Raw genomic sequence first — 22,307 nt, 5'->3', positions numbered from 1 at the left:
CCGGGTCAGTGGCAGCACCCGTCGTCCGTCCCGGAGCCGGGTCCGGTGTCCAGGCGGCAGAAGCAGGACGCCTCGACGGGGACGTCGGCCAGTGCGGTCGCCAGCTTCAACTGCTGGGCGACGAGGGCGGCCTCCCCGGTGTTGCCCGTCCGGAGCAGGCATTCGTGGAAGCCGTGCAGGGACCAGACGTTGCCGGGGTGCTGCTGCGCGCGGGGCAGGGTGGCGTCGAGGCCGAGGTCCGCACGGTAGACGGCCTCGGCCTCCGCCACCCGGCCCTGTTCCAGCAGCAGTGCGCCGTAGGCGTGCCGGGTGGGCTGCATCCAGCCCCACGGCTCGTCGTAGGGGAGGCTGTCGTCCAGTTCGATGGAGCGCTCCAGGGCGGCGAAGGCGAGGTCGTGATCGCCCCTGCGGTATTCGAGCTCTCCGTCGAGCATGGCCGACGCGATGGCGAGGATGTCGTGGCAGGTGTTGTTGAACAGCATCCGCGTCTCGGGCACCCGGCTCACCGCCTCGCGGAAGAGCTCGCGTTCCGCCTCCGCGGATTCGGTTTCGCCGGTGGCCGAGAGGGCGACGCCGCGGGCGTAGTGCCGCATGGCGGTGGTCACCGCGTAGAGCTCGGGGTCCGCGGGCGCGGGCAGGGCGAGGATGTCGGCCCAGCGGCCGAAGCGGATCAGCACGTGGACGCGCATGGCCAGGAAGCCTTCGAGCCAGTCGGCCATCGGGGGGCTCGGCACGCGGAGCAGGTCTTCGGGGATGGCCGCCTCCAGCTCAGCGGCGGTGTCGAGGGCGACCTGGGCCTGGCCGAGGAACATGGCCCCGTAGATCTTGAAGTGGTAGTTGTGCGCCCGGTAGAGGGTGTAGAAGTTCATCGCGCCGGCGCGCCGGTGGTACTTCTCGTCGACGGCGATCGCTTCGCTGTTCGCCGCGACGACCCGGCGGTAGTCGCCGCACAGGACGTCGAGGTGCGAGGGCATGTGGTGCAGGTGCCCGGCGTCGGGCACGAGGCCGCGCAGGCGGTCGGCGACGGTGAGGGCCTGCTCCGGCGTCGGGGACATCTCCATCAGGTGGATGTACAGGTGCAGCACCCCTGGATGCCCCACGCCGGCTTCGGTGGCGAGGGCGCCGTCGAGTACGGCCTTGGCCTCCATGGTCCGGGCGCCCTCGGCCGGCTGCCCGGTCCTCAGGTCCCACAGTTGCCACGGGGTGAGGTTCATCAGGGCGTCGGCGTGGAGGGTGGCGATGTCCGGGTCGTGGGGCGCCAGTTCGTACACCGCACGCATCGCGTCCGCGTAGGGCTCGTTCCAGACCGAGCAGTCCTCGACGGCTTCCGCCTGCGGATAGCGGGCGCGCAGCGCGGCGATCAGGGCCTGTTCGACCGGGGTGGCCTTGACAGCCTTGTCGTGGGCCCGTTCGACGGCCGTGTGGGTGCGGTCGACCGTTCGCACCAACTCGTCGTCGTCGAAGAATTCCCAGGGCTTGTTGTAATTCGGACCGAGCGCGTAGGCGATGCCCCAATACGCCATCGCGCACTCCGGGTCGGCCTCGGCGGCCTTTTCGAAGCAGGCGACGGCTTCCTCGTGGTGGAAGGCGTACGTCCACAGCAGTCCGCGATCGAACCAGAGCTGAGCTGTGGAGGAGGACGTGGTCACGGGGCGGCTGTAGGTGCCGAGGTCGTAGTAATCGTCCATGGTCATCTCCTGGAGAATCGGCCCGACCCGGTGAGAATAGCGGCCGCGGACATCCTCTCGAACTTCGACCAATTCTGAGTATTACCAGATCACCATCTTGGATTTCCGTTAAGGGCGCCGCCGCATCGTCCTGCCCCATGGCTCGCTGGTTCGAGAAGTCGAACGGGCATCGTTGTGCACATGACTGACTTCCCGAGTTTTCCGCCCGGCTTCGTGTTCGGGGCCGCCACCGCCTCGTACCAGATCGAGGGCGCGGCGCAGGAGGACGGCCGCGGGCCGTCGATCTGGGACACCTACTGCCATACCCCCGGCCTGGTCGCGAACGGGGACAGCGGCGATGTCGCCTGTGATCACTACCATCGGTACCCGCAGGACGTGGCGCTGCTGCGCGAGCTGGGCGTGGACTCCTACCGGTTCTCGATCGCCTGGCCGCGCATCGTCCCCGACGGGTCCGGGCCGGTGAATCCCAAGGGGCTGGACTTCTACTCGCGGCTGGTCGACGAACTGCTCGCGGCCGGCGTCGAGCCCGCGGCCACGCTCTATCACTGGGATCTGCCGCAGGCCCTGGAGGACCGCGGCGGCTGGCGGGTACGGGAGACCGCCGAGCGGTTCGGCGAGTACGCGGCCGTCGTCGCCGCGCGTCTGGGCGACCGGGTGCCGCGCTGGATCACCCTCAACGAGCCGTGGTGCAGTGCCTTCCTCGGCTACTCCGTCGGCCGGCACGCCCCGGGCGCCCGCGAGGGCCGGGGCGCGCTGGCCGCGGCCCATCACCTGCTGGTCGGTCACGGCCTGGCCGTACGGGCGTTGCGGGCGGCCGGCGTGCGCGAGGCGGGCGTCACCCTCAACCTCGACCGCAATCTCCCCGCCACCGACTCCCCCGCCGACCGGTCGGCGGTGACCCGCGCCGACACCCTTCACAACCTGGTGTGGACCGAGCCGATCCTGGCGGGCCGCTACCCGGCCGCCGAGGAGGAGACCTGGGGCGAGCTGATCACCGGCCAGGACTTCCGGCGGGACGGCGACCTGGAACTGATCTCCGAGCCGCTGGACTTCCTCGGCATCAACTACTACCGGCCGATAGTCGTCGCCGACGCCCCGTACCGCGAGAGCGACCCGGCGCTGCGCGTGGCGACCGACAACCACTACGAGGAGGTACGGCTGCCCGGGGTGCGGCACACCGCCATGGGCTGGCCCGTCGCACCCCGCACCTTCACGGATCTGCTGGTCGGGCTCAAGGAGCGCTACGGCGACGCCCTGCCGCCCCTCCACATCACCGAGAACGGCTCGGCCGAGGACGACGAGGTGAGCGCCGACGGGGCCGTCCACGACAGCGACCGGGTCGCCTACCTGCGTGACCATCTCACCGCGCTGCGGGCCGCGATGGACGCCGGCGTGGATGTCCGCGGCTACTACGTGTGGTCCCTCCTGGACAACTTCGAGTGGGCCTTCGGCTACGACAAGCGCTTCGGCATCGTCCGCGTCGACTACGCCACGCAGCGGCGGACGCCGAAGGACAGCTACCACTGGTACCGGGCCATGATCGCCGCGCAGCGCCGGTGACGGCCCGGGTCACGCACTGGTCAGGGCTTGCGGGGCCAGTTGTTTGATCATGGTGTCGGTCCAGCGGAGCTGCCGGAGGGTCTGCGGGTGGCAGTCGGCGACCAGCGCCAGGAGACGCTCGTCCCGGGTGGCCTGCGCCGCCTGGGCGAGCATCTCCCAGTGCAGGGAGTTCCGCGTGGCCGCCAGGTGCAGGTCGCGCAGGTCGTTCAGGAGGAGCAGGCCGGTCTCGGGGCGTCGGCCGAGAGCCTCCGACGCCTTTTCCCGCAGTGCGGTGAGCGCGCGGAGTGACGGGTTGCCGCGCGGGCCGGGCAGATCGACGCCGTGGTCGTGGCCCGCGTCGGCGAGGCGGGTGGCGTGCTCACGGGACCAGCGGGCGACGTCGAGGGCGACGTGGTGGAACTCGTGGTCGGCGCGGTGCCGTGCGGCGGCGGCCAACAGGTCCTGCTCCAGGTCGCGTTCGCCGTCGTGGAGGAGGCGCAGTGTGGTGCCGATCCCGGTCATGAGCCGCTCCCCGCCGTCCCGTTCCGTGCCCCGGTGTCGCTCGCCCGGCGGGCGACGAGGGTGACGCGCGCCGCGCCGGTCTTGAACAGGGGCTGTTTGGAGACCGGGTCCCAGTCGGTGACGGTGGTCTCGTTCGCGGCGCGGCCCGGGCCGTCGTCGGGCGGCCGGTGGCCCGCCGGGGTGTCCCAGTAGCCGTAGTGGAACGGCAGGAACACCATGCCGTCGCGGATCGCGGTGGTGCGCAGCCTGGCCCGCACCGCTCCGCGCGGGGTCGTGACCCGCACCATATCGCCGTCGGCGAGCCCCTGCACCGAGGCCTCGGCGGGCGAGATCTCCGCCCAGACGTCCGGGGCGGCGGCGTTCAGTTCGGGGGCCCGGGCGGTCTTGGTACGGGTGTGGAAGTGGTACACGGTCCGGCCGGTGATCAGCTGGAGGGGAAAGTCGGCGGAGGTGTCCTCGTGGGGCGGCAGGTACTCCGCCGCCTTGATGACCGCCTTGCCGTCGGGGTTGAGGGCCCGGTACTCACCTGGCTCCACGCTCGCCCCGGTGACCATGTCCCTGCCGTAGCTCTCGCAGGTGCCGGGGTGGGCGAAGGCGATGCCGTCGGTGTAGAGGCGCGCGGTGCCGTCGGGGGCCTCCTCGGTGCAGGGCCACTGGATGCCACTTCCGCCGCGCAGCCGGTCGTAGTCGAGGCCCGTGTAGTCGCAGGGGCGCCCGGCGCTGCACCGCTGCCACGCCGCGAACGCGGACTCCGGGTCGTGCCAGGTGATCAGCGGCCCGTCGTCCTTGTCGCGGAAGTCCATGCGGGCGGCGAAGTCGAGGAAGATGTCCAGGTCGGGGCGGGCCTCGCCGGGTGGTTCGACGGCCTTCTCCGACAGGTGGACCGTGCGGTCGGCGTTGGTGAGGGTGCCGGTCTTCTCGCCCCAGGTCGCCGCGGGCAGGACCACGTCGGCGAGCTGCGCGGTCTCGGTGAGGAACAGGTCCTGTACGACCACGAACAGCCCTTCCTGGGCGAGGACCGAGCGGATGCGGGACAGCTCGGGCAGGGACACGGCGGGGTTGGTGCCGGTGATCCACAGCATGCCGATCGAGCCCTGCTCGGCGTAGCGGAAGATCTGCATCGCGTGGGTGGGCGGCGCGTAGTGCGGGATGGTCTGCGGGGTCACGTTCCATACGGCGGCCAGCTCGGCCACGTGCCCATCGTTCTGCCAGTTGCGGAAGCCCGGGAGGTCGCCGTCCGCGCCGCACTCGCGGGTGTTCTCGGCGCTGGGCTGCCCGTTCATCTGGAGCAGTCCGCGGCCGGGGCGGCCCAGCATCCCGCGGATGAGATGCAGGTTGTTGATCTGGACGGCGGCCGCGGTGGCCTGATGGGACTGGTACACGCCCTGGAGGACGGTGGACAGCAGCCGCTCCCCCGTGCCGAGGATCTCCGCCGCCCGCTCGATCTGCGCCGCCGGTACGTCGCAGATGCCGGCCGCCCACCGGGGGGTGCACTCCTCGACCGCGGCGGCCAGTTCGTCGAAGCCGACGGTGTGCGCGTCGACGTAGGCGCGGTCGATCCGCCCGGTGCGGATGATCTCGTGCAGCAGCGCGTTGAGGAGCGCGACGTTCGTGCCCGCGCGGGGGGCGAGGTGGACGTCGGCGCGCCGGGCGACCTGGGTGAACCGCGGGTCCACACAGACCAGCCGGGGCGGGTCGCCGCCCTCCAGGCGGTCCAGGAGCCGCATCCACAGCACCGTCTGTGTCTCCGCCACGTTGTGGCCGAAGAGGGCGACGGTGTCGGCGTGGTCGATGTCCTCGTAGGAGCCGGGCTGCCCGTCGCAGCCAAAGCTCTCCTTGAGCGCCTCGGCGGCCGTGGCCGTGCACAGGCGGGTGTTGCCGTCCAGGTGGTTGGTACCGATGCCGGCGCGGGCGAGGACGGCCAGGGTGTAGTACTCCTCCAGAAGCAGCTGCCCCGTGGTGTAGAAGCCGATCGAGCCCGGGCCCTTGTCGTCCAGGAGTTGCCTGGTCCGGGCCGTGATCCGGTCCATGGCGGTGTCCCAGTCGCGCTCCACCAGCCGGCCGTTCTCGCGGACCAGTGGCCTGGTCAGCCTGTCCGGGGAGCCGTTCGCCTGCCAGCCGTAGAGGTCCTTGGGACCCAGACGCCCGCGGTTCACCCGGTCCCCGGCCCGGCCTCGCACCCCGACGATGCGCCCCTCGCGCACCGCGATGTCCATGGCGTCGCCGTTGGAGTGCAGCAGGGAGGCGGACCGCACCCACCGCTCCACGTCGGACTCGGCGATCCCGGCCCGCAGGTGCGTGTCCGTCCGGACGGGCCAGGGCGTACCGGGTTCGTACGGGGTACGGGCGCCCCAGGGATCCGCGATCCGGTCAGCCGATGTGTCCACGGCCCCACCTTCCAGAGGAGAACGACCCTCCACCGGCGAGTAACCCTTCCGAGGCAGCCGAAGCACTGGTGACTCAGAGGTCGCAAAGGGTTACACATTGGGCACGAGGCGAATTCGCGGGAAATCCTCTTGTCGTTCGATCGGGGGCACCTGCGCCGAGAGGCTGGCACCGTCCAACTCCCGCTCCCTAGGATGTACTTCCTGTCCAGCCAGTCCGTTGGCGCGGCGCCTTGCAGGGGGAACGATGCACTCCGAGAAGCAGTTGTCCACCGAGATCGACGCGACCGTGCCGACGGCGGCGCGCATGTACGACCACTACCTGGGCGGCAAGGACAACTACGCTGCGGACCGCGCCGCCTGCGAGGAACTCGACAAGGTCGTGCCCAGCACGCGCCGCCTGGCCCTCAACAACAGGCGATTCCTCCAGCGCGTCGTGCGGACCCTGTCCGAGGAGTACGGCATCCGGCAGTACCTGGACCACGGCTCAGGCCTGCCGACGCAGGACAATGTGCACCAGGTCGCCCAGCGCATCGACCCCACGACCCACGTGGTGTACGTCGACAACGACCCGATGGTGCTGGTCCACGGCCGTGCGCTGCTGGAACAGGACGAGCGCACCACCGTGATCCACGCGGACATGCGCGAGACCGACCTGATCTTCGACCACCCCGACACCAAGCGGCTGATCGACTTCTCCGAGCCGGTGTGTGTGCTCTTCAACTCGGTGTTCCACTGCATCCCGGACAGTGACACCGACGGGCCGCTCGCGGTGGCCCGCCGCGTCCGGGAGCGGCTCGCGCCCGGCAGTTTCCTGGTGATGTGCCAGCTGGTCAGTGAGGATGCCGAAGTCCGTGACTTCGTCACGAACTTCATGGACCAGGCAACCCAGGGGCACTGGGGCCGCGTGCGTGAGCCGAAGGACGTCGAGACGTACTTCGAGGACCTGGAGATCCTCGAGCCGGGCCTCGTGGAGGTGTCCACCTGGCGTCCGGACACCGAGGTGGCGCCGCGTCAGCTGACGCACGAGTGGATCGAGTTCGGCGGCGTCGGACGGATTCCGCTGGAGAAGTAGCGGGAGCGCCTCTCGCCGAACTGCCTCTCGCGGGACGTCTGTCGTCCCGCGAGAGGCGCCCTCATGTCACGGGTAGCGCTGCTCCATGGTCTGACGCAGCAGTTCCTGGGAGTCACGGGGCTTGAGCGCCTCGTCCGCGAGCCGGTCCAGCGCGATCCGGTACTCCTCCGTCTCGTCGCGGTCCTCGAGGAAGTTCGCGCTCCTGATGTGCTCCAGGTAGACCACGTCGGGCAGATCGAGGCCGCCGAAGCGCAGATAGGTGACCGGGATGGCAGGCGCCGAGGCGTTGGTGACACTCAGCGGCACGATCTGCAGGGTCACGTTGGGGCGTCCGGCCATCTCGACGAGGTGCGCGAGCTGTTCCCGCATCACGTCGGTGCTGCCCAGGACACGCAGCAGCACGGACTCGTCGATGATCGCCCAGAGCTGCGGGGCCTCGGGTCGCGACAGCAACCGGGCCCGCCGTTCGCGGAGTTCGACGCGCCGTTGCACCTCCCCGGCCGGGGCATTGGGCAGGCCCCGCTCGACCACGGCCCTGGTGTAGGCGGGGGTCTGCAACAGGCCCGGCACGTACTGGATCTCGAAGGTACGGATGGTGGCGGCGGCCTCCTGGAGTCCGACCAATCGGTCGAACCACTCGGGCATCAGCCGCTTGTCGTACCGCTGCCACCAGCCCGGCTCCCCGGCCCGCTGCAGCAGCTTGAGCAGCACCGACACCTCGTAGTCGTCGGTGTCGTACAGGCGCAGCAGCGCACGGACGTCGTTCTCCGTCGGCGGACGGCGGCCCTTGCCCGACTCGATGCGGGACAGCTTCGCGGGACTGAACCCGACAGCGCGCGCCGCCTGGTCCTGGGCGAGCCCGGCGTCCTCACGGAAGCCTGCCAGCTGCACACCGACCAGCATCTTCAGCAGAGTCGGCGCCGGCTCCGGCCTGTCCAGGTAGGGTTCCAGACGGGAGATGCGATGCGACGCGGCGGACATCCTGACTCCCAGCAGACCGGACACAAGGGCGATTTAGCCTATCGCACCCGCCCTCCTCAGAGCAGGTGGTCGAACTCACCGTCCTTGGCACCGGCCAGGAACGCCGCAACCTCCGCCGCCGTGTAGACGAGCGCGGGCCCGTCGGGATCCCGGGAGTTGCGCATCGCGATCCCGCCGTCGACGAGAGGGGCGACTTCGACGCAGTTGCCCTCGGCGTTGCTGTGCCGGCTCTTGATCCAGCGGGCGTCCAGCATGCTTGCCCGCACTCCGTTCTGCACTGGTGGCACCGCAGTCTCCTCGCTGTTCTCGTACCCGCCGCGCACGGTGTGCTCGGCCGTCCGGACGGGACCGGCCGCGTCCCTCGGCCGCTCTCGTCCCGGCTTGTGTACCCAAGACGGCTTGATTTTCACGCAATTTCTCGTGCAATTGCACGCGAGCACCGTCAGCGTGGATAATAGCTGCGGCGTCAACCCCTGGGCCGGCGCCGCGTCCTGACGTCGCATCGGGGAGATGCCGTGTCATCACCTGTGCAGCACGTGCTCCGGCCGCCGATTGGCGGCGCGGCGCAGGCGAGCGCACCCGGCACGAGCCACCGTCTCCCGCCCGGCCCGCACACGCTGACGCCGTACGAGGCCACCTCGATGCCGGTGACGAGGCCGGGGCCCTCCGATGCCTTGCCCTCCTCGGCCGCCCTGCGCGTCGAGTGCAGCCGGGAGGGGTTCGCGCGAGCCCGGTCCTTCACCCGTGACACCCTGCACAGCTGGTCGCTCGACCATTGCTGCGAAGACACCACCCTCGTCATCACCGAGCTCACCGCCAACGCCGCGACGCACGCGGCGCCGGGGACATCGGGCGCGCCGGAGGTCCGGCTCGGATTCCGCCTGGATCCCACCCATCTGCTGGTCACCGTCTCCGACCCCGACGACCATCCGCCCTTGCACACGCCCGCCGACGGCTCCGCTCTCGAGGAGCACGGCCGAGGCCTGTGCATCGTCGACGCCCTGTCCGAGGAATGGGGCTGGACCCCCTGTCCCCCGGCGGGCAAGACGGTCTGGGCCAGGTTGTCGACCTGTCCACCCATCTGACACGACTGCCGCGGAAAGGCCCCTCGCCATGCGCAGCGCTTCGACGGAACACCCGAGCAGCGAGCGCCCACAGCGCCCCGACATCCCGGCCGGGGTGGCCCGGGCCACCCCGCTCACGGCCATGGACCGCGTGCCGTGGGGCGACATCCAGGACTCCACCGGTTCGGCGGCCGCGATTCCCCTCCTGCTCAACGGCATCGCATGGGGCGACCCCGACACCGCCCGCTCCGCTCTCGAGGACCTGCGGAAGCGGATCTGCCAGTTCGGTTTCGTCGTGGCGCAGGCCACCGCCGCCACGGTTCCGTTCCTTTGGGAGCTGGCGAAGCTGCCGCAGGTGTCCTGTCGCGCCCAGATCATCCAGTTGCTCAAGAACATCGCCGACGCCCGGCAGTGGGAAAGCACCGCCGCCGTCTATCCGAAGCTGCTGAACCACCGGGAGAACCCGGTGGTGTGGGAGCGTGCGGCGCGCCAGGCGGTGCGTGCCCGGCGCGGCGAGCTGGGCGGGCTGATGGACGACGAGGACACCGAGATCGCCCGGGCCACGAACGAGCTCGCGCGCTCCCTGGGAACCTGAGACCCGGGGCCCTGAGGCCGCCGAGATTTTGCGGAAGGTTTCCGATCGGGCCAAGGTGAGTGTGCGCGTCCGCTCCGAGACGGCTCCGGGTGCTGACGGCAGGCGCCGGGAGACGTGACGAAACCGTGAGGGCCCCCTGTCACCATGGGTGATGCCCCTCGCCTCCCGGGGCCGGGCAGTGTAGACATGGCACATGGTCCGACTCTTGGGTCGATCCGGGACTCGATCGCCCCTGCGGCCCGGCGCTGCGCCGTCCGCACGGCAGCGGCGGGAGGCGGGTCCGTCGCGGTGGCATCCGGCGGCGGGGCTGCGGTCGGTCGTGGGCGGACGCAGCGTCGCCGGACAGGTGTTCCTGCTCGTCGTGGTGATCGTGCTGCTGCTGGTGGTGGCCGCGGTGGTGGCGCTGGTGCTGCAAGTGCGGCACGACACGACCCAGGAGGCCCGTAACCGTTCGCTCGCCGTCGCGGAGACCTTCGCCAACGCGCCGGGCACGGTCGAGGCGCTGGAGAGCCCGGATCCCACAGCGGTGCTCCAGCCGCGCGCCGAGGCCGCCCGCGAGCAGTCGAAGGTCGACTTCGTCGTCGTCATGAACACCGACGGCATCCGCTACACCCACCCCAAGCCGGACCGCATCGGGAAGAAGTTCGTCGGCACGATCGCGCCCGCGCTGGCCGGGGAGCCGGTGACCGAGGAGATCGAGGGCACGATCGGCCACCTCGTGCAAGCCGTGGTGCCGGTGAAGGACCCGGACGGGCGGGTCGTGGGCCTGGTGTCGGCGGGCATCACGACCGAGAACGTCGGCGGCACCGCCGACCGTCAGCTGCCGCTCGTGTTGGCCGCCGCCGCGGTCGCATTGGCCCTGGCGACGGCGGGCGCCGCGCTGGTGAGCCGGCGGCTGCTGCGCCAGACCCACGGGCTCGGGCCGCACGAGATGACCCGGATGTACGAACACCACGACGCCGTGCTGCACGCCGTCCGCGAGGGCGTGCTCATCCTCGACGGCTCGGGCACCCTGCTGCTCGCCAACGACGAGGCACACCGCCTGCTGGGACTGCCCGCCGACGCCGAGGGCCGGCACATCCTCGGCCTGGGGCTCGACCCCGGCACCGCCGACCTGCTGGCCTCGGGGCGCATCGCCACGGACGAGGTGCACCTCGTCGGGGACCGGCTCCTGGCCGTCAACCAGCGCACCACGGAGAGCGCGGGCGGCCCGCCCGGCAGCGTCGCCACGCTGCGCGACTCCACGGAGCTGCGTGCCCTGTCCGGCCGGGCCGAGACCGCGCGGGAACGGCTCAACATGCTGTACGACGCCGGGGTGGGCATCGGGACGAGCCTGGACGTGACGCGTACCGCAGAAGAGCTGACCGAGCTGGCCGTGCCCCGGTTCGCCGACTTCGTCACCGTGGACCTGTACGACGCGGTGCTGGGCGGCGGGCAGCCGGACGCGGCCGCCGCGCTGAGCCGTACGGCGCTGAGCGGGATCCGCAAGGACGCTCCGCTCTACCCCGTCGGTGAGCGGATCAGGTTCGTCGAGTCCTCTCCGCAGGGCCACAGCCTCGACACCGGGCGGGCCGTCCTGGAACCCCGGCTGGGCGAGGCCCCGGGCTGGCAGGCTCAGGACCTCGAGCGCTCCGCGCACATCGTGGAGTACGGCATCCACTCCCTGATCACCGTGCCACTGCGGGCGGGCACCCTGGTGCTGGGCGTGGTCAGCTTCTGGCGATTCGAGAAGCCGGAGCCCTTCGACGCTGACGAACTGGTCCTCGCGGAGGAGCTGGTCGCGCGGGCCGCCGTCTCGATCGACAACGCCCGCCGCTACACCCGCGAGCACAGCATGGCCGTGACGCTCCAGCGGAGCCTGCTCCCCCGGAGCCTGCCCGAACAGGGGGCGCTGGAGATCGCCTACCGCTATCTGCCGGCACAGGCCGGGGTGGGCGGCGACTGGTTCGACGTACTACCGCTGTCTGGGGCCCGGGTCGCGCTCGTGGTCGGGGACGTCGTCGGCCACGGGCTCTACGCCGCGGCCACGATGGGGCGGCTGCGGACCGCCGTGCACAACTTCTCAGCCCTGGACCTCCCGCCGGACGAACTCATCGCCCTGCTGGACGAGTTGGTGGGCCGTATCGACCAGGACGAGACCGAGGAGGACGGCAGCGCCCCGGTCACCGGCGCGACCTGCCTGTACGCCGTCTACGACCCGGTCTCCCGGCGCTGCACCGTCGCGCGGGCCGGGCATCCCCCGCCGGCGCTGATCCACCCCGACGGCAGTGTCGAGTTCGCGGAGGTGCCCGCCGGTCCCCCGCTCGGGCTCGGCGGTCTGCCGTTCGAGACGGCGGAGCTGGAACTGGCGGAGGGCAGCCGGCTCGTGCTCTACACCGACGGGCTGGTCGAGGACCGGGAGCGGGACATAGACGTCGGCCTGGAGATGCTGCGCGAGGCACTGGGCCGGGCCGGTCAGTCCCCGGAGGACACCTGCCGGGTCGTGCTGGACTCGCAGCTCACGGCCCGGTCCAGCGACGACATCGCCCTGATCGTCGCGCGCACCCGGGCGCTCTCCGCCGGCCAGGTCGCCGAGTGGCCGGTGCCGGCCGACCCGGCGGCCGTGGGCGAGGTGCGGGCGGCGGTCACCCGGCAGCTGACCGAGTGGGGACTGGAGGAGTTGTCGTTCGCCACCGAGCTGATCCTGAGCGAGCTGGTCACCAACGCGCTCCGGTACGGCGACGGTCCCATCCAGGTACGGGTGATGCGCGACCGCAACCTGATCTGCGAGGTCTTCGACAGCAGCAGCACGTCGCCGCATCTGCGGTACGCGACCATGACGGACGAGGGCGGGCGGGGCCTGTTCCTCGTCGCCCAGCTCGCGGAGCGCTGGGGGACGCGCTATCTGCCCGCCGGGAAGGTGATCTGGGCGGAGCAGCCACTGCCATAAGCAGCCGTTGGGAGTGGTCATAAAGTTGCCTTATGAGCTCATAGACCGGACCCGCGTACCGACTTAGGCTTGCCTTAGTTTAGGCTTCCCGACGAGATCGCTTGTCGCCACTCGAAGGGAACCTGACCATGCCCCGCCCCCTGCGGGTAGCCATCGTCGGATCCGGCCCCGCCGGGATCTACGCCGCCGACGCCCTGCTCAAGTCCGAGGTGGCCGCCGACCCCGGTGTTTCCATCGACATCTTCGAGCGCATGCCGGCGCCGTTCGGACTGATCCGCTATGGCGTGGCGCCCGACCACCCGCGGATCAAAGGCATCATCACGGCCCTGCACCAGGTCCTCGACAAGCCGCAGATCCGGCTCTTCGGCAACGTGGACTACGGCACCGACATCGGCCTGGACGACCTGCGCGCGTTCTACGACGGCGTGATCTTCGCCACCGGCGCGACGGCCGACCGGGCGCTGCCCCTGCCCGGCATCGAGCTCGACGGCTCGTACGGCGCGGCGGACTTCGTGTCCTGGTACGACGGCCACCCCGACGTGCCGCGCACCTGGCCGCTGGAGGCGGAGAAGGTCGCCGTGCTCGGCGTCGGCAACGTCGCCCTCGACATCGCGCGCGTCCTGGCCAAGACGGCGGACGAGCTGCTGCCGACGGAGATCCCCGCGAACGTCTACGAGGGTCTGAAGGCCAACCGGGCCAAGGAGATCCACGTGTTCGGCCGCCGGGGCCCGGCGCAGGCGAAGTTCAGCCCGATGGAGCTGCGGGAGCTGGACCACTCCCCCAACATCGAGGTCATCGTCGATCCCGAGGACATCGACTACGACGAGGGTTCGATCGCCACCCGGCGCGGCAACAAGCAGGCCGACATGGTCGCCAAGACCCTGGAGAACTGGGCGATCCGCGACGTCGGCGACCGGCCGCACAAACTCTTCCTGCACTTCTTCGAGTCGCCGGTCGAGGTCCTCGGCGAGGACGGCAAGGTCGTCGGCCTGCGCACCGAGCGCACGGAGCTGGACGGCACGGGCAACGTCAAGGGCACCGGCACCTTCAAGACCTGGGACGTCGGCGCGGTCTACCGTGCGGTGGGCTACCTGTCCGACAAACTCCCCAAGCTGCCGTGGGACATCGACTCCGGCACCGTCCCCGACGAGGGCGGGCGTGTCATGCAGGAGTCCGGCGAGCACCTCCAGTCCACGTACGTCACCGGCTGGATCCGGCGCGGCCCCGTGGGCCTCATCGGGCACACCAAGGGCGACGCCAACGAGACGGTGTCCAACCTGCTGGACGACTACGCGAACGGCCGGCTGCAGACGCCCGCCACTCCCGCCCCCGAGGCGGTGGACGCGTTCCTCGCCGAGCGGAACGTCCGCTTCACCACCTGGGATGGCTGGTACAAGCTGGACGCCGCGGAGAAGGCGCTGGGCGAGCCGGAGGGCCGCGAGCGCGTGAAGCTCGTCGAGCGCGAGGACATGCTGCGGGCGAGCGGCGCCTGACGCCCGTCCTGTACGCCTGTAGGGCGGGTCCGGTGGCAATGTCACCGGACCCGCCCTTATGCGTGCTTGAAGCGTGTACGATCCGGATGCTTCACCGAACCATCACATGGCCTTCACGAGAAGACCTTGCCAGGGGGGACGAACGTCCATGCACATACGCCTTGTCGCCACCACGGCGGCCGTCGCCGGAGCCCTGACCGCCCTGACGGCGGTTCCGGCCCAGGCCGCCGAGTACAGCTCCGCGCTGAAGATCCGCGGCATCCAGTACGACGCTCCGGGACGCGACTCCAACCGCTGCTCGGGCGGGAACACCGCTGAGGAGTACCTGACGATCAAGAACTACTCGCGGTCGACGACGGTGAATCTCAAGGGATACGTCGTCAAGGACGCCGCGGGGAACAGGTTCACCTTCACCGCCAGCCACACCCTTCAGCCCGGTGACTACGTGAAGCTGCGCGGCGGCAACGGGTCCGACTCCGACACGAAGAACGTCGTCTACCGCGACAACTGCAACTTCATGTGGAACAACGACAAGGACACGATCTACGTGTACAAGCCGTCCGGCAGCCGTGCCGACGTGCACTCGTACACCAAGAGCGGCTCCGACAAGGACGGCAACGGGTACATCACGTACCACGGCTGAAATGGCATGAGCGTGAGGCCTGTTTGCCGTTCCGGCAACAGGCCTCACGTCCTTCCCGGCGGGCGCAGCATGATCAGAGGGTCCGCATACCCGAGGAGGATCCATGCCGCAGACGTCCGACATCGGCCCGGCCCACCGTCTGGTGCCTTCACCGGCCGGTCGCACGCACCTCGTGCAGCAGGGAGACGGACCTCTCGTTCTGCTGCTGCACGGGTTCCCCGAGTCCTGGTACACCTGGCGCCACCAGCTGCCGGCGCTGGCCGCGGCCGGCTTCCGCGCGGTGGCCGTCGACGTCCGCGGCTACGGGCGCTCGTCCCGCCCCGCGGCGGTGGAGTCGTACCGGATGCGGGAGTTGGTGGAGGACAACGTCGCCGTGGTGCGTGCACTGGGCGAGCGGTCCGCAGTGGTCATCGGGCACGACTGGGGTGCGGGCATCGCCGCGACCTCCGCGCTGCTCCGGCCCGAGGTGTTCCGCGCGGTGGGGCTCCTGAGCGTGCCCTACACCCCGCCCGGCGGCCCGAGGCCCAGCGAGGTCTTCGCCCGGATGGGCGGCGACGAGGAGTTCTACGTCTCCTACTTCCAGGAGCCCGGCCGGGCCGAGGCCGAGATCGAGCCGGACGTACGCGGCTGGCTCGCGGGCTTCTACGCCGCCCTGTCCGCCGACACGATGCCGGGAGCCGACGCCCCCGACCCGCACTTCGTCGCCCGCGGCGGAAAGCTGCGCGACCGCTTCCCCGCCGGCCGGCTGCCGCACTGGCTGGCCGAGGACGACCTGGACGTGTACGCCGGGGAGTTCGAACGTACGGGGATGACCGGCGCCCTGAACCGCTACCGGAACATGGACCGGGACTGGGAGGACCTGGCCGGCCTCGCCGGCGCTCCCGTCACCCAGCCGTCCCTCTTCATCGGCGGCGGCCTGGACGCGTCCACGACCTGGCTGGCCGACGCTATCGAGGCGTACCCGACGACTCTGCCCGGCCTGACGGCTTCTCATATCCTGGATGGCTGCGGTCACTTCCTGCAGCAGGAAAGGCCGGACGAGACCAATCGGCTCCTGATCGAGTGGCTCGCCGGTCTTCGCTGACCTAGAGAACCAGGCCCGGCAGCCAGCGCTCGAGGTACGCGCGCAGACCGGTCAGGTCGCTGCCGCGCGACACGTATCCCACGTATCCGTCCGGGCGTACGAGGGCGTGGGTGACGTCCGGCCAAGGGCTGTCCGAGCCGAGGTGGTGGACGCTGAGCAGGTCGTGGGGTCCACGCTCCGGCACATCCGGTGGCCAGAGGTGGGCCGGGCCGGTGAGCAGGAGGTGGTAGCCCCGTGCGGCGGTGCGCTCGTGGAGTCCGGCCGGGACATCGGGGAGCCGGTCTCCCGCGCGCGGGCCCTGTCGTGGTGGGTGCGGTCCGCTGGTGGAGGCAGGTCCGCGGCGGTAGTGGATGCCGAGTTCGGAGACCGTGCGGAAGAGTCGTGCCCGGGGGCGGGTCGTGCGCAGCAGCAGCGGGGCCAGGCGCGGGGCGAGCCGGGTGCGGGCGAGCCGGAGGACCGGGTTGCCGCTCGTGCCGACGGTGAACGCGCGGTCGGTGAGCCGGCGCACGCCGTGGCCGACCGGGGCCCGCTCCGCCTCGTACGTCTCCAGCAGTTCCTCGGGCGCCGCGCCCCGGCAGACATGAGCGATCTTCCAGCCCAGGTTGAGGGCGTCCTGGATGCCGGTGTTCATGCCCTGCCCCCCGGCCGGGCTGTGGATGTGCGCCGCGTCCCCGGCGAGGAAGAACGGGCCGTTGCGGTAGCGGGTGGCGCCGCGATTGTGGATGCGGAAGGCGGTCATCCAGACCGGATCGCGCAGGATCAGGCGTGGGTGGTTGTGCCCGGTGCGGCCGGTGCGGACGATGGTCCAATCGTCGGCGAGCCGCTGGAGGAGGTCCAGTGTCACCTCGCCCGCGGGAAAACCCGGCGGGCGCATCGCGATCATTCTCCAGGTGGCCGGTGTACCGAGCGGGAAGAAGAACAGCATCCCGGCCGCGGTCATGTAGGTGTGCGCGGCGCCCGGCTCCAGCCCGTCGACCTCGAGGTCGGCGAGGAAGAACGTCTGCGGATAGGCATGCCCCTCGAAGGCGATCCCCGCCTGGGTGCGCACGGTGCTGTGCGCTCCGTCGCAGCCGACGACGTAGCGCGCCCGCACGGTCTCCTGGCTGCCGTCCGGGCGCCGGAGCCGGCAGCTGACGTACCCGCCCTCCCGCTCGGTGCTCACCAGTTCCGTGCCTCGTTCGACGGTCACGTCCCGGGCGGCCAGCCGGGCCGTCAGGACGGCTTCGGTCTCCGACTGCGGGAGGAAGAGCAGGAAGGGGTACGGGGTGTCCTCGCAGCCGACGTCGAACACCGGCACCCGCAGCTCCCGCCGGGGCAGATGCAGGTGGAGCCGGACCGCCGTACTGCCCCGGCCGACCAAGTCGTCCGTCACCCCGAATCCGGCCAGCATTTCCAGGGTCCGGGGCTGGATGGCCGGCGCGCGTGACTCCCGGGCACGGTCCAGTGAGCGGTCCACGATCCGGAACGGGGTGCCGTACGCGCGCAGTTGCGTCGCGAGCGCGAGTCCGGTCGGGCCCGCGCCCACCACCAGCACGTCCAGGGGTGCCGTCATGGCCTCAACGGTAGTCGCGGCCGACTGCGGGCCGGGGCCCTCCGGCCCGTGTCGCGTCCGGAGGGCTCCCGTGGTGCCGGTTCAGGGTGGTGCGGGCTCAGACCTCCAGCTCGGCTTCGATACGGCGGAGCTGATGGCGGGCCATCGCCAGGTTGGACCGGCTCCCGTCGAGCACGAGGTAGAGGAACAGTCCGCTGCCTCCGCGCCCCTTGATCAGACGGATGAGGTGGTACTGGGTGTTGAGGGTGATCAGGATGTCCTCGATGTCCTCCTTCAGTCCCAGGTGCTCCATGGTGCGCAGCTTGGCTCGTACGACGTCGGTGTTGCCGGCGGCGGCGACTTCCAGGTTGAAGTCCTTGGTGCCGCCGAGGGTGCCGAGGGCCATGCCGCTGGTGTAGTCGACGAGGGCTGCGGCCGTGGCTCCGTCGATGGAGCTCAGACATTCCTTCAGCGCGGTCTCGGTGTTGGCCATGCGCTCGGTTCCTTTCGTTCCGTATTACTTCGGTGGGTCGTCGTGAGGTTCGGGTGGTTCGGGCGGCTCAGAGGCCGGTGTGCGGGCGTGGCTGGTGGGTGGGCCGCTGCGGTGTGCGGACCGGGAGGGTGCCGATGGGGCGCGCCGTGGCCGGGGGCGCTGCGGCGAGGTGCTCGGCGGGTGCGGGCCGGTCGGCGTGGCGGCCGGTGCCCGGCCCGACGCGCGTGGCCACCAGGTCCGCGATCCGGGCGCCGCTGCGCCGGCCCTCCAGGTGCAGGCGGCCGACGTTGACTCGGTCCTCGGCGAGGAGGGTGAGGACGGCGGTGGTTCCGGCCGCGTACGTCGCGACGTAGCCCCGGGAGCCGCGCACCAGCAGTTCACGGAAGTCGCCGCGGCCGGCGGCGTCGGTCAGGCGATATGCGACGCCGAGGGCGGCGGCGGTGAGCGCCGCGAGCCCCTCCGGCTCGGCCTCCGGCACGTCGTGGGCGAGGACGAGTCCGTCGACGGTGGCCGCGAGGGAGCCCGTAAGCCGGGGTACGCGGGTGCGGAGCCGACGCAGTTCGTCCAGGACGTCGGTCTCGACGGCCATGAGCATTCTCCTTTCGGCACGCTGTCTTCGCGCGCGGATCACAGTGCCTCCAAGGCGTGCAGAAGCCGTCGCAGCAGTGCGGTGTCGGGCTCGTCCGGTACGACGGGACGAGGGGCGGGGCCCGGCTCGGCGGACACGGGGGTTGGGGCTGAGGCTGGGGCTGGAGCGGAGGCGGAGGCCGTGGCCACGGGGACGACCATGCCGGCGGCGGCCAGGCGGCGGAGTTCGACGAGGGTGTGGAAGGTGCGGCAGGCGAGGGCCGTGGCTATCTGGGCCGCGGTGCGGACGCCGTCGACCTGGGCGAGGGTACGGCTGCGGCGGGCCGGCAGGTCCGAGGGGTCGGTGTCGGGCACCCGGGCGAGCGGGGCGAGGTCGACACAGGGTTCGGGCCATATGCGCTGCAGCAGTTCGCGGCGGCGTCTCGACTCGCGCAGGACGGCGTCCACCGGCACGGAGCGGACCGCGCCGAGCCAGTGCGCGACTCCGGGGCGGAAGCGGAGTGCCGGTCCGTCATGGGCGAGGACGAAGTACGCCGCGTCGAACAGGGCGCCCAGGTGACACAGTTCCAGCGCGCCGGCGGCGAGGTGGCCGCTGTCGACCAGTTGCCGGCCGACCATGCAGCGGCGGCCGGCCTGGTCGATCGCGGCCCACCAGCCGTCCGGGGCGAGCGCACCGCTGTGGGTGAGCAGGTCGCCGAGGTCGGGTGTGACGGCGGATTCGACGTGGACGACGTGTCCCGAGGCCAGGTAGACGACGCCCGACTCGGTGGACAGGGCGCCGCTCGCGCCCTGCGCGGCAAGGGTGCCGAGCAGGGCCGAGGCCGGTTGGTCCGTGCGGGAGGCGCGGGTCGGCGTGGTCATCCGAGCACCAGTCTGTCCGCCATCTCGGCCAGCCGGATGCGGGCCAGGGCCAGGTTGCCGTCACTGCGGTCGAGCCATAAGTGCACGAACACGGTGCTGTCGAACGTCGTGCTGACGAACCTGAGCAGGTGGTACGAGTCAGAATTCGTGATGATCAAGTCCTGTACGGGTGGTTCTTTGCCGGACACCTCTCCCTCGTCGCCGCCGGCCGGTGCGAGGAGACCGCTCTCCGTGGCGAGCCGGGCGAGTTCGGCGGTCTCGGCCGCCGTCGCCTCCAGGTCACCGCCCGGTGCGTCACCCACCGCGCCCAGGGCGAGACCGCTGATCCAGTCGACCACCGATGCCCCTCGCGCGCCGGGCAACCGCATGGCCTCCAGCAGACTCTCGTCAATTCCGGGCACGCCGAATCCCCTCCCCTGCACGGCCGTTCCCGCGAACGTGAGCACGACACTACGGTGTGTGCTTGGCGCTGGTGAACGCTTTGGCATTTTCCAAAGGAATGTGCAGGGAAGCGGGCGGGGGGTGAACGGGGTTGATCGGAAGCGCGCAGGATGCATCGCGGGGGGTCACAGGGCAGTTGGCTGTTCGCCCTAACCTGCACCTTCACGAGTCAGGCACATCACGGCACCCCTGTTGCGATTCCCATGTTCGGCAAGCTCTCGCAGGGTTTCGCAGGACTGATGCTGACCACCTGCTGACTTCACTGACGAGTCATCAGATTGGCGCGACGGCATGGCGGCAGCTGCCGCAGGTGTTCGGCCCGGCCTGGCCTGGCCACGGTCTACCGCCGGTTCGCCCAGTGGAGCCGGAACCGGATCTGGGCTTGGTTGAGGCGTTGACTACCCGATGAGCTGGTCCGCCGCCTGGCGATACTGCTTCGACCGGACTTCCGTCAGTTCCCACAGAGCAGGCAGACCGTCTTTCCGTAGCTGGTCCTCCGCCTCCTGCTGGCAAGCCAGCTCGAAGCGGGCCAGGCTGCCACTGCCTTCGACGCGAAGCTCAGCGCTTGCGCTGCCACGATGTTCTGAGCCGAGCAAGTCGTCGTCGCCTTCTCGGCCGTCGAGAAATGCCGTGATGCTCTCCAACCCCGCCATGATCGGAATGTAGTGATCAATCAGGCCGGATCGCTCGATCAGCACCCCCACGGCTCCGCCCAGCCGGATGGCTGCGGCGCAACACAGTGACACTCCTGCCGCGTCGAATGTCTCGTCCACGATCCCCCGGTCCCTTGCACGCCCTCGACGAGGCGGCGCCTCAGGCGTGGCGCTGTGAGAGCGGGTTCGCACCGCAGTTGACCGCTGTTGGTCGCCTTGGGGCACGCTATGCGCACGGCGCCGTGATGGATAGGCCGACGGCTGCCTGGCGGCCTAGGGCGTACAGAAGCAGGAGGGGCTCGTGTGGCGCCCGCGCCCCGTTCCTGGTCCACTGCCTCGACTTCGCGATGCGCTCGAGTCAGTCCATGTCCGGTGATCGTAGTGCTGCCGGACTCAGCCTTCAACGCCGGTCGCCCCGTGGGCCGCCCCCACCGGCTTCGACTCCGGGGAGCCGCGTTGCCGCAGGTAGATCGACAACACGGCCATCGAGGCGACCGCGAGCAGTTCGGACTGCCAGTTCTGCAGGGTGCGGTTCCAGAAGTCCGCCGCGCCGAGGTAGTCGGCCCAGTTCAGCGGCGCCTGCAACTGCCGTAGCCGCTGTTCGTTGTAGGCGGCCACGCCGGTGATCGACTGGACCATCCAGGACAGCAGGAAAATGGTCCCCATGGCCAGCAGCAGCGAGTGCGAGTACACCGCGCGACGCCATCCGCCGGCCCTGACCCAGCTGGGCGAGCCCTCCTCGGCGTACTCGCCGACCAGTTGCTCCTCGTCGGACTCGGTGCCGGCCTTGTGCAGTTCCTTGGACTCCGGGGAGCCGCGCTGCAGCAGCCAGACGGTCACGCCGACGTAGAGGAAGAACTGCAGGTACTCCGACTGCCAGTTCTCGGAGACATCGACGGCGAAATCGGATGTGGTGACGTACTCGCCGAGAGAAATCTGCTGGAGCTGGTCGGCGGCCATCTGGTTGTTGAAGTCGGCATGTCCGGCGATCGCCTGCCCGACCAGCGTCACCAGGAACGCCACGGTGAAGGCGAGCCCGAGGCCGTTGTCCCGCGCGAAGCTCAGCGGGCCCCGGCGCTCGGGCGGCGTGGTCCGGGGCGAGTGGCCGGTCATCGGTGCATCAGTCCCAGGGCCGCCATGTAGGCGAGACCGACCGCGATGATCCCGACGATCACGGTGAACATGATCCTCACCCCCTCACCCGCCCTTGATCCGGCACTCGTAGGGCTCCTGCGGCTGTGGTGTACAGCCGGCGGCCACGATCTTCCATCCGGCGGTGAAGTGGGACAGGAACAGGGTGTCCGAGGAGAGCACCGCCCGTGCTTGGTTGCCGTACACGTCCGTCCCCCGTACGGCACCGCCTGGCCTCAAGGACTCCTCGCTCACCGCCTTCGCGCAGGGGCTGCCTGCCGACCGTTCAAGTTCCTCGACGGTTGCGGGAGCGAGAACCGCGCACACACGGTCGTATGCCCGTTCACGGAGGGACCGCTCGAACGCGGCCGCGGTATCGCGTACGTCATCCTGCCGTTCCGCCGTGGTGCCGCAGCCGACGACACCAGCGGCGAGCAGGACAGACAGCGTCACACCACATAGTCGCCCGGCCATGGTGCACCTCCCACCGCAGTACATCGCAGTGAGCCCGACACGAGTGGTTACCGCGCCCCGGCCTTCCCTCACCTGGCCGAGCCGCCCTCGTGCGGGCACCGTGGTGCTGATTCGCCCGTGCCGCCGGGCACCCCTTGG

General features: G+C 70.6%; 21 protein-coding genes and 1 pseudogene. 8 read left to right on the top strand and 14 right to left on the bottom strand.

The annotated features are described in order from the left end of the window. Window positions 1-5 precede the first annotated feature (5 nt). Window positions 6-1,688: a hypothetical protein gene (locus AC07DF_RS10400; protein WP_478969492.1), complete on the bottom strand. Its 1,683-nt coding sequence runs from the start codon at window positions 1,686-1,688 to the stop codon at window positions 6-8. Between the two features lie 180 nt (window positions 1,689-1,868). Here AC07DF_RS10400 and AC07DF_RS10395 point away from each other — a divergent pair, with 180 nt between their 5' ends. Continuing rightward, on the top strand, window positions 1,869-3,248 hold the full coding sequence (locus tag AC07DF_RS10395) for a GH1 family beta-glucosidase (RefSeq protein ID WP_478969051.1): 1,380 nt from the start codon (window positions 1,869-1,871) through the stop codon (window positions 3,246-3,248). A gap of 9 nt (window positions 3,249-3,257) precedes the next feature. Here AC07DF_RS10395 and AC07DF_RS10390 read toward each other — a convergent pair whose 3' ends face one another. Together AC07DF_RS10390 and AC07DF_RS10385 are read right to left on the bottom strand one after the other, a co-directional pair. Beyond that, window positions 3,258-3,749, bottom strand: a complete 492-nt coding sequence (locus AC07DF_RS10390; protein ID WP_478969049.1) for a hypothetical protein — start codon at window positions 3,747-3,749, stop codon at window positions 3,258-3,260. Then, window positions 3,746-6,136, bottom strand: coding sequence for a molybdopterin oxidoreductase family protein (locus AC07DF_RS10385; RefSeq protein ID WP_478969046.1), 2,391 nt, complete (start codon window positions 6,134-6,136; stop codon window positions 3,746-3,748). Before AC07DF_RS10385 ends, AC07DF_RS10390 begins: the two co-directional genes overlap by 4 nt. 244 nt (window positions 6,137-6,380) lie before the next feature. Here AC07DF_RS10385 and AC07DF_RS10380 point away from each other — a divergent pair, with 244 nt between their 5' ends. Further along, on the top strand, window positions 6,381-7,208 hold the full coding sequence (locus tag AC07DF_RS10380) for an SAM-dependent methyltransferase (protein ID WP_478969044.1): 828 nt from the start codon (window positions 6,381-6,383) through the stop codon (window positions 7,206-7,208). Between the two features lie 66 nt (window positions 7,209-7,274). Here the strand turns inward: AC07DF_RS10380 and AC07DF_RS10375 are convergent, their stop codons facing one another. Together AC07DF_RS10375 and AC07DF_RS10370 are read right to left on the bottom strand one after the other, a co-directional pair. Further along, on the bottom strand, window positions 7,275-8,189 hold the full coding sequence (locus tag AC07DF_RS10375; RefSeq protein WP_478969042.1) for a helix-turn-helix domain-containing protein: 915 nt from the start codon (window positions 8,187-8,189) through the stop codon (window positions 7,275-7,277). Between the two features lie 56 nt (window positions 8,190-8,245). Beyond that, window positions 8,246-8,476: a DUF397 domain-containing protein gene (locus tag AC07DF_RS10370; protein ID WP_382484102.1), complete on the bottom strand. Its 231-nt coding sequence runs from the start codon at window positions 8,474-8,476 to the stop codon at window positions 8,246-8,248. A 228-nt stretch (window positions 8,477-8,704) separates the two neighbouring features. Between AC07DF_RS10370 and AC07DF_RS10365 the strand changes: the two genes are divergently transcribed. The 6 genes from AC07DF_RS10365 to AC07DF_RS10340 all read left to right on the top strand — a co-directional run bounded on the left by AC07DF_RS10365 (window position 8,705) and on the right by AC07DF_RS10340 (window position 15,997). Continuing rightward, window positions 8,705-9,274 carry an ATP-binding protein gene (locus AC07DF_RS10365; RefSeq protein ID WP_478969039.1) on the top strand — a complete coding sequence of 190 codons (570 nt, stop codon included), beginning with the start codon at window positions 8,705-8,707 and terminating at the stop codon, window positions 9,272-9,274. A gap of 28 nt (window positions 9,275-9,302) precedes the next feature. Next, window positions 9,303-9,848: a hypothetical protein gene (locus AC07DF_RS10360; protein ID WP_478969037.1), complete on the top strand. Its 546-nt coding sequence runs from the start codon at window positions 9,303-9,305 to the stop codon at window positions 9,846-9,848. Window positions 9,849-10,041: 193 nt separating this feature from the next. Beyond that, complete coding sequence (locus AC07DF_RS10355; protein WP_478969035.1) at window positions 10,042-12,777, top strand: SpoIIE family protein phosphatase; 2,736 nt, start codon at window positions 10,042-10,044, stop codon at window positions 12,775-12,777. Between the two features lie 128 nt (window positions 12,778-12,905). After that, window positions 12,906-14,270, top strand: coding sequence for an FAD-dependent oxidoreductase (locus AC07DF_RS10350; protein WP_478969033.1), 1,365 nt, complete (start codon window positions 12,906-12,908; stop codon window positions 14,268-14,270). A gap of 148 nt (window positions 14,271-14,418) precedes the next feature. Continuing rightward, complete coding sequence (locus tag AC07DF_RS10345) at window positions 14,419-14,913, top strand: lamin tail domain-containing protein (protein ID WP_478969031.1); 495 nt, start codon at window positions 14,419-14,421, stop codon at window positions 14,911-14,913. Window positions 14,914-15,016: 103 nt separating this feature from the next. Continuing rightward, window positions 15,017-15,997 carry an alpha/beta fold hydrolase gene (locus tag AC07DF_RS10340; protein WP_478969029.1) on the top strand — a complete coding sequence of 327 codons (981 nt, stop codon included), beginning with the start codon at window positions 15,017-15,019 and terminating at the stop codon, window positions 15,995-15,997. Between the two features lies 1 nt (window position 15,998). Here the strand turns inward: AC07DF_RS10340 and AC07DF_RS10335 are convergent, their stop codons facing one another. From AC07DF_RS10335 to AC07DF_RS10295, 9 genes and pseudogenes are all read right to left on the bottom strand, one after another. Further along, on the bottom strand, window positions 15,999-17,549 hold the full coding sequence (locus AC07DF_RS10335) for an FAD-dependent monooxygenase (RefSeq protein WP_478969027.1): 1,551 nt from the start codon (window positions 17,547-17,549) through the stop codon (window positions 15,999-16,001). Window positions 17,550-17,646: 97 nt separating this feature from the next. After that, window positions 17,647-18,021, bottom strand: a complete 375-nt coding sequence (locus AC07DF_RS10330) for a roadblock/LC7 domain-containing protein (protein WP_478969025.1) — start codon at window positions 18,019-18,021, stop codon at window positions 17,647-17,649. A gap of 67 nt (window positions 18,022-18,088) precedes the next feature. Next, entirely contained in the window at window positions 18,089-18,610 is a 522-nt protein-coding gene (locus AC07DF_RS10325; protein WP_478969022.1) for a roadblock/LC7 domain-containing protein, read from the bottom strand. A gap of 38 nt (window positions 18,611-18,648) precedes the next feature. Continuing rightward, window positions 18,649-19,470 carry a hypothetical protein gene (locus AC07DF_RS10320; protein WP_478969020.1) on the bottom strand — a complete coding sequence of 274 codons (822 nt, stop codon included), beginning with the start codon at window positions 19,468-19,470 and terminating at the stop codon, window positions 18,649-18,651. After that, window positions 19,467-19,871, bottom strand: coding sequence for a hypothetical protein (locus AC07DF_RS10315; protein WP_478969016.1), 405 nt, complete (start codon window positions 19,869-19,871; stop codon window positions 19,467-19,469). The genes AC07DF_RS10320 and AC07DF_RS10315 overlap by 4 nt, the downstream gene beginning before the upstream one ends. Before the next feature lie 438 nt (window positions 19,872-20,309). Continuing rightward, complete coding sequence (locus AC07DF_RS10310; RefSeq protein ID WP_478969014.1) at window positions 20,310-20,684, bottom strand: hypothetical protein; 375 nt, start codon at window positions 20,682-20,684, stop codon at window positions 20,310-20,312. A gap of 148 nt (window positions 20,685-20,832) precedes the next feature. After that, window positions 20,833-20,913, bottom strand: a pseudogene (locus AC07DF_RS10305) (hypothetical protein); the annotation flags it as partial. A gap of 44 nt (window positions 20,914-20,957) precedes the next feature. After that, entirely contained in the window at window positions 20,958-21,677 is a 720-nt protein-coding gene (locus tag AC07DF_RS10300) for a DUF6766 family protein (protein WP_478969011.1), read from the bottom strand. Between the two features lie 84 nt (window positions 21,678-21,761). Beyond that, complete coding sequence (locus AC07DF_RS10295; protein WP_478969009.1) at window positions 21,762-22,148, bottom strand: hypothetical protein; 387 nt, start codon at window positions 22,146-22,148, stop codon at window positions 21,762-21,764. Window positions 22,149-22,307: the final 159 nt, after the last annotated feature.

It is taken from the genome of Streptomyces sp. NPDC044719, assembly GCF_056433405.1.
The sequence above is the reverse complement of the archived record's forward strand: the minus strand, read 5'-3'. Positions and strand labels throughout refer to the sequence as shown.

Bases quoted from the DNA above. Each gene is read 5' to 3' on its own strand.
- AC07DF_RS10350 (WP_478969033.1), top strand. From the start codon at position 12,906: ATGCCCCGCCCCCTGCGGGTAGCCATCGTCGGATCCGGCCCCGCCGGG.
- AC07DF_RS10380 (WP_478969044.1), top strand. From the start codon at position 6,381: ATGCACTCCGAGAAGCAGTTGTCCACCGAGATCGACGCGACCGTGCCG.
- AC07DF_RS10355 (WP_478969035.1), top strand. From the start codon at position 10,042: ATGGTCCGACTCTTGGGTCGATCCGGGACTCGATCGCCCCTGCGGCCC.
- AC07DF_RS10340 (WP_478969029.1), top strand. From the start codon at position 15,017: ATGCCGCAGACGTCCGACATCGGCCCGGCCCACCGTCTGGTGCCTTCA.
- AC07DF_RS10345 (WP_478969031.1), top strand. From the start codon at position 14,419: ATGCACATACGCCTTGTCGCCACCACGGCGGCCGTCGCCGGAGCCCTG.
- AC07DF_RS10375 (WP_478969042.1), bottom strand. From the start codon at position 8,189: ATGTCCGCCGCGTCGCATCGCATCTCCCGTCTGGAACCCTACCTGGAC.
- AC07DF_RS10335 (WP_478969027.1), bottom strand. From the start codon at position 17,549: ATGACGGCACCCCTGGACGTGCTGGTGGTGGGCGCGGGCCCGACCGGA.
- AC07DF_RS10300 (WP_478969011.1), bottom strand. From the start codon at position 21,677: ATGACCGGCCACTCGCCCCGGACCACGCCGCCCGAGCGCCGGGGCCCG.
- AC07DF_RS10390 (WP_478969049.1), bottom strand. From the start codon at position 3,749: ATGACCGGGATCGGCACCACACTGCGCCTCCTCCACGACGGCGAACGC.
- AC07DF_RS10400 (WP_478969492.1), bottom strand. From the start codon at position 1,688: ATGGACGATTACTACGACCTCGGCACCTACAGCCGCCCCGTGACCACG.
- AC07DF_RS10330 (WP_478969025.1), bottom strand. From the start codon at position 18,021: ATGGCCAACACCGAGACCGCGCTGAAGGAATGTCTGAGCTCCATCGAC.
- AC07DF_RS10320 (WP_478969020.1), bottom strand. From the start codon at position 19,470: ATGACCACGCCGACCCGCGCCTCCCGCACGGACCAACCGGCCTCGGCC.
- AC07DF_RS10360 (WP_478969037.1), top strand. From the start codon at position 9,303: ATGCGCAGCGCTTCGACGGAACACCCGAGCAGCGAGCGCCCACAGCGC.
- AC07DF_RS10325 (WP_478969022.1), bottom strand. From the start codon at position 18,610: ATGGCCGTCGAGACCGACGTCCTGGACGAACTGCGTCGGCTCCGCACC.
- AC07DF_RS10395 (WP_478969051.1), top strand. From the start codon at position 1,869: ATGACTGACTTCCCGAGTTTTCCGCCCGGCTTCGTGTTCGGGGCCGCC.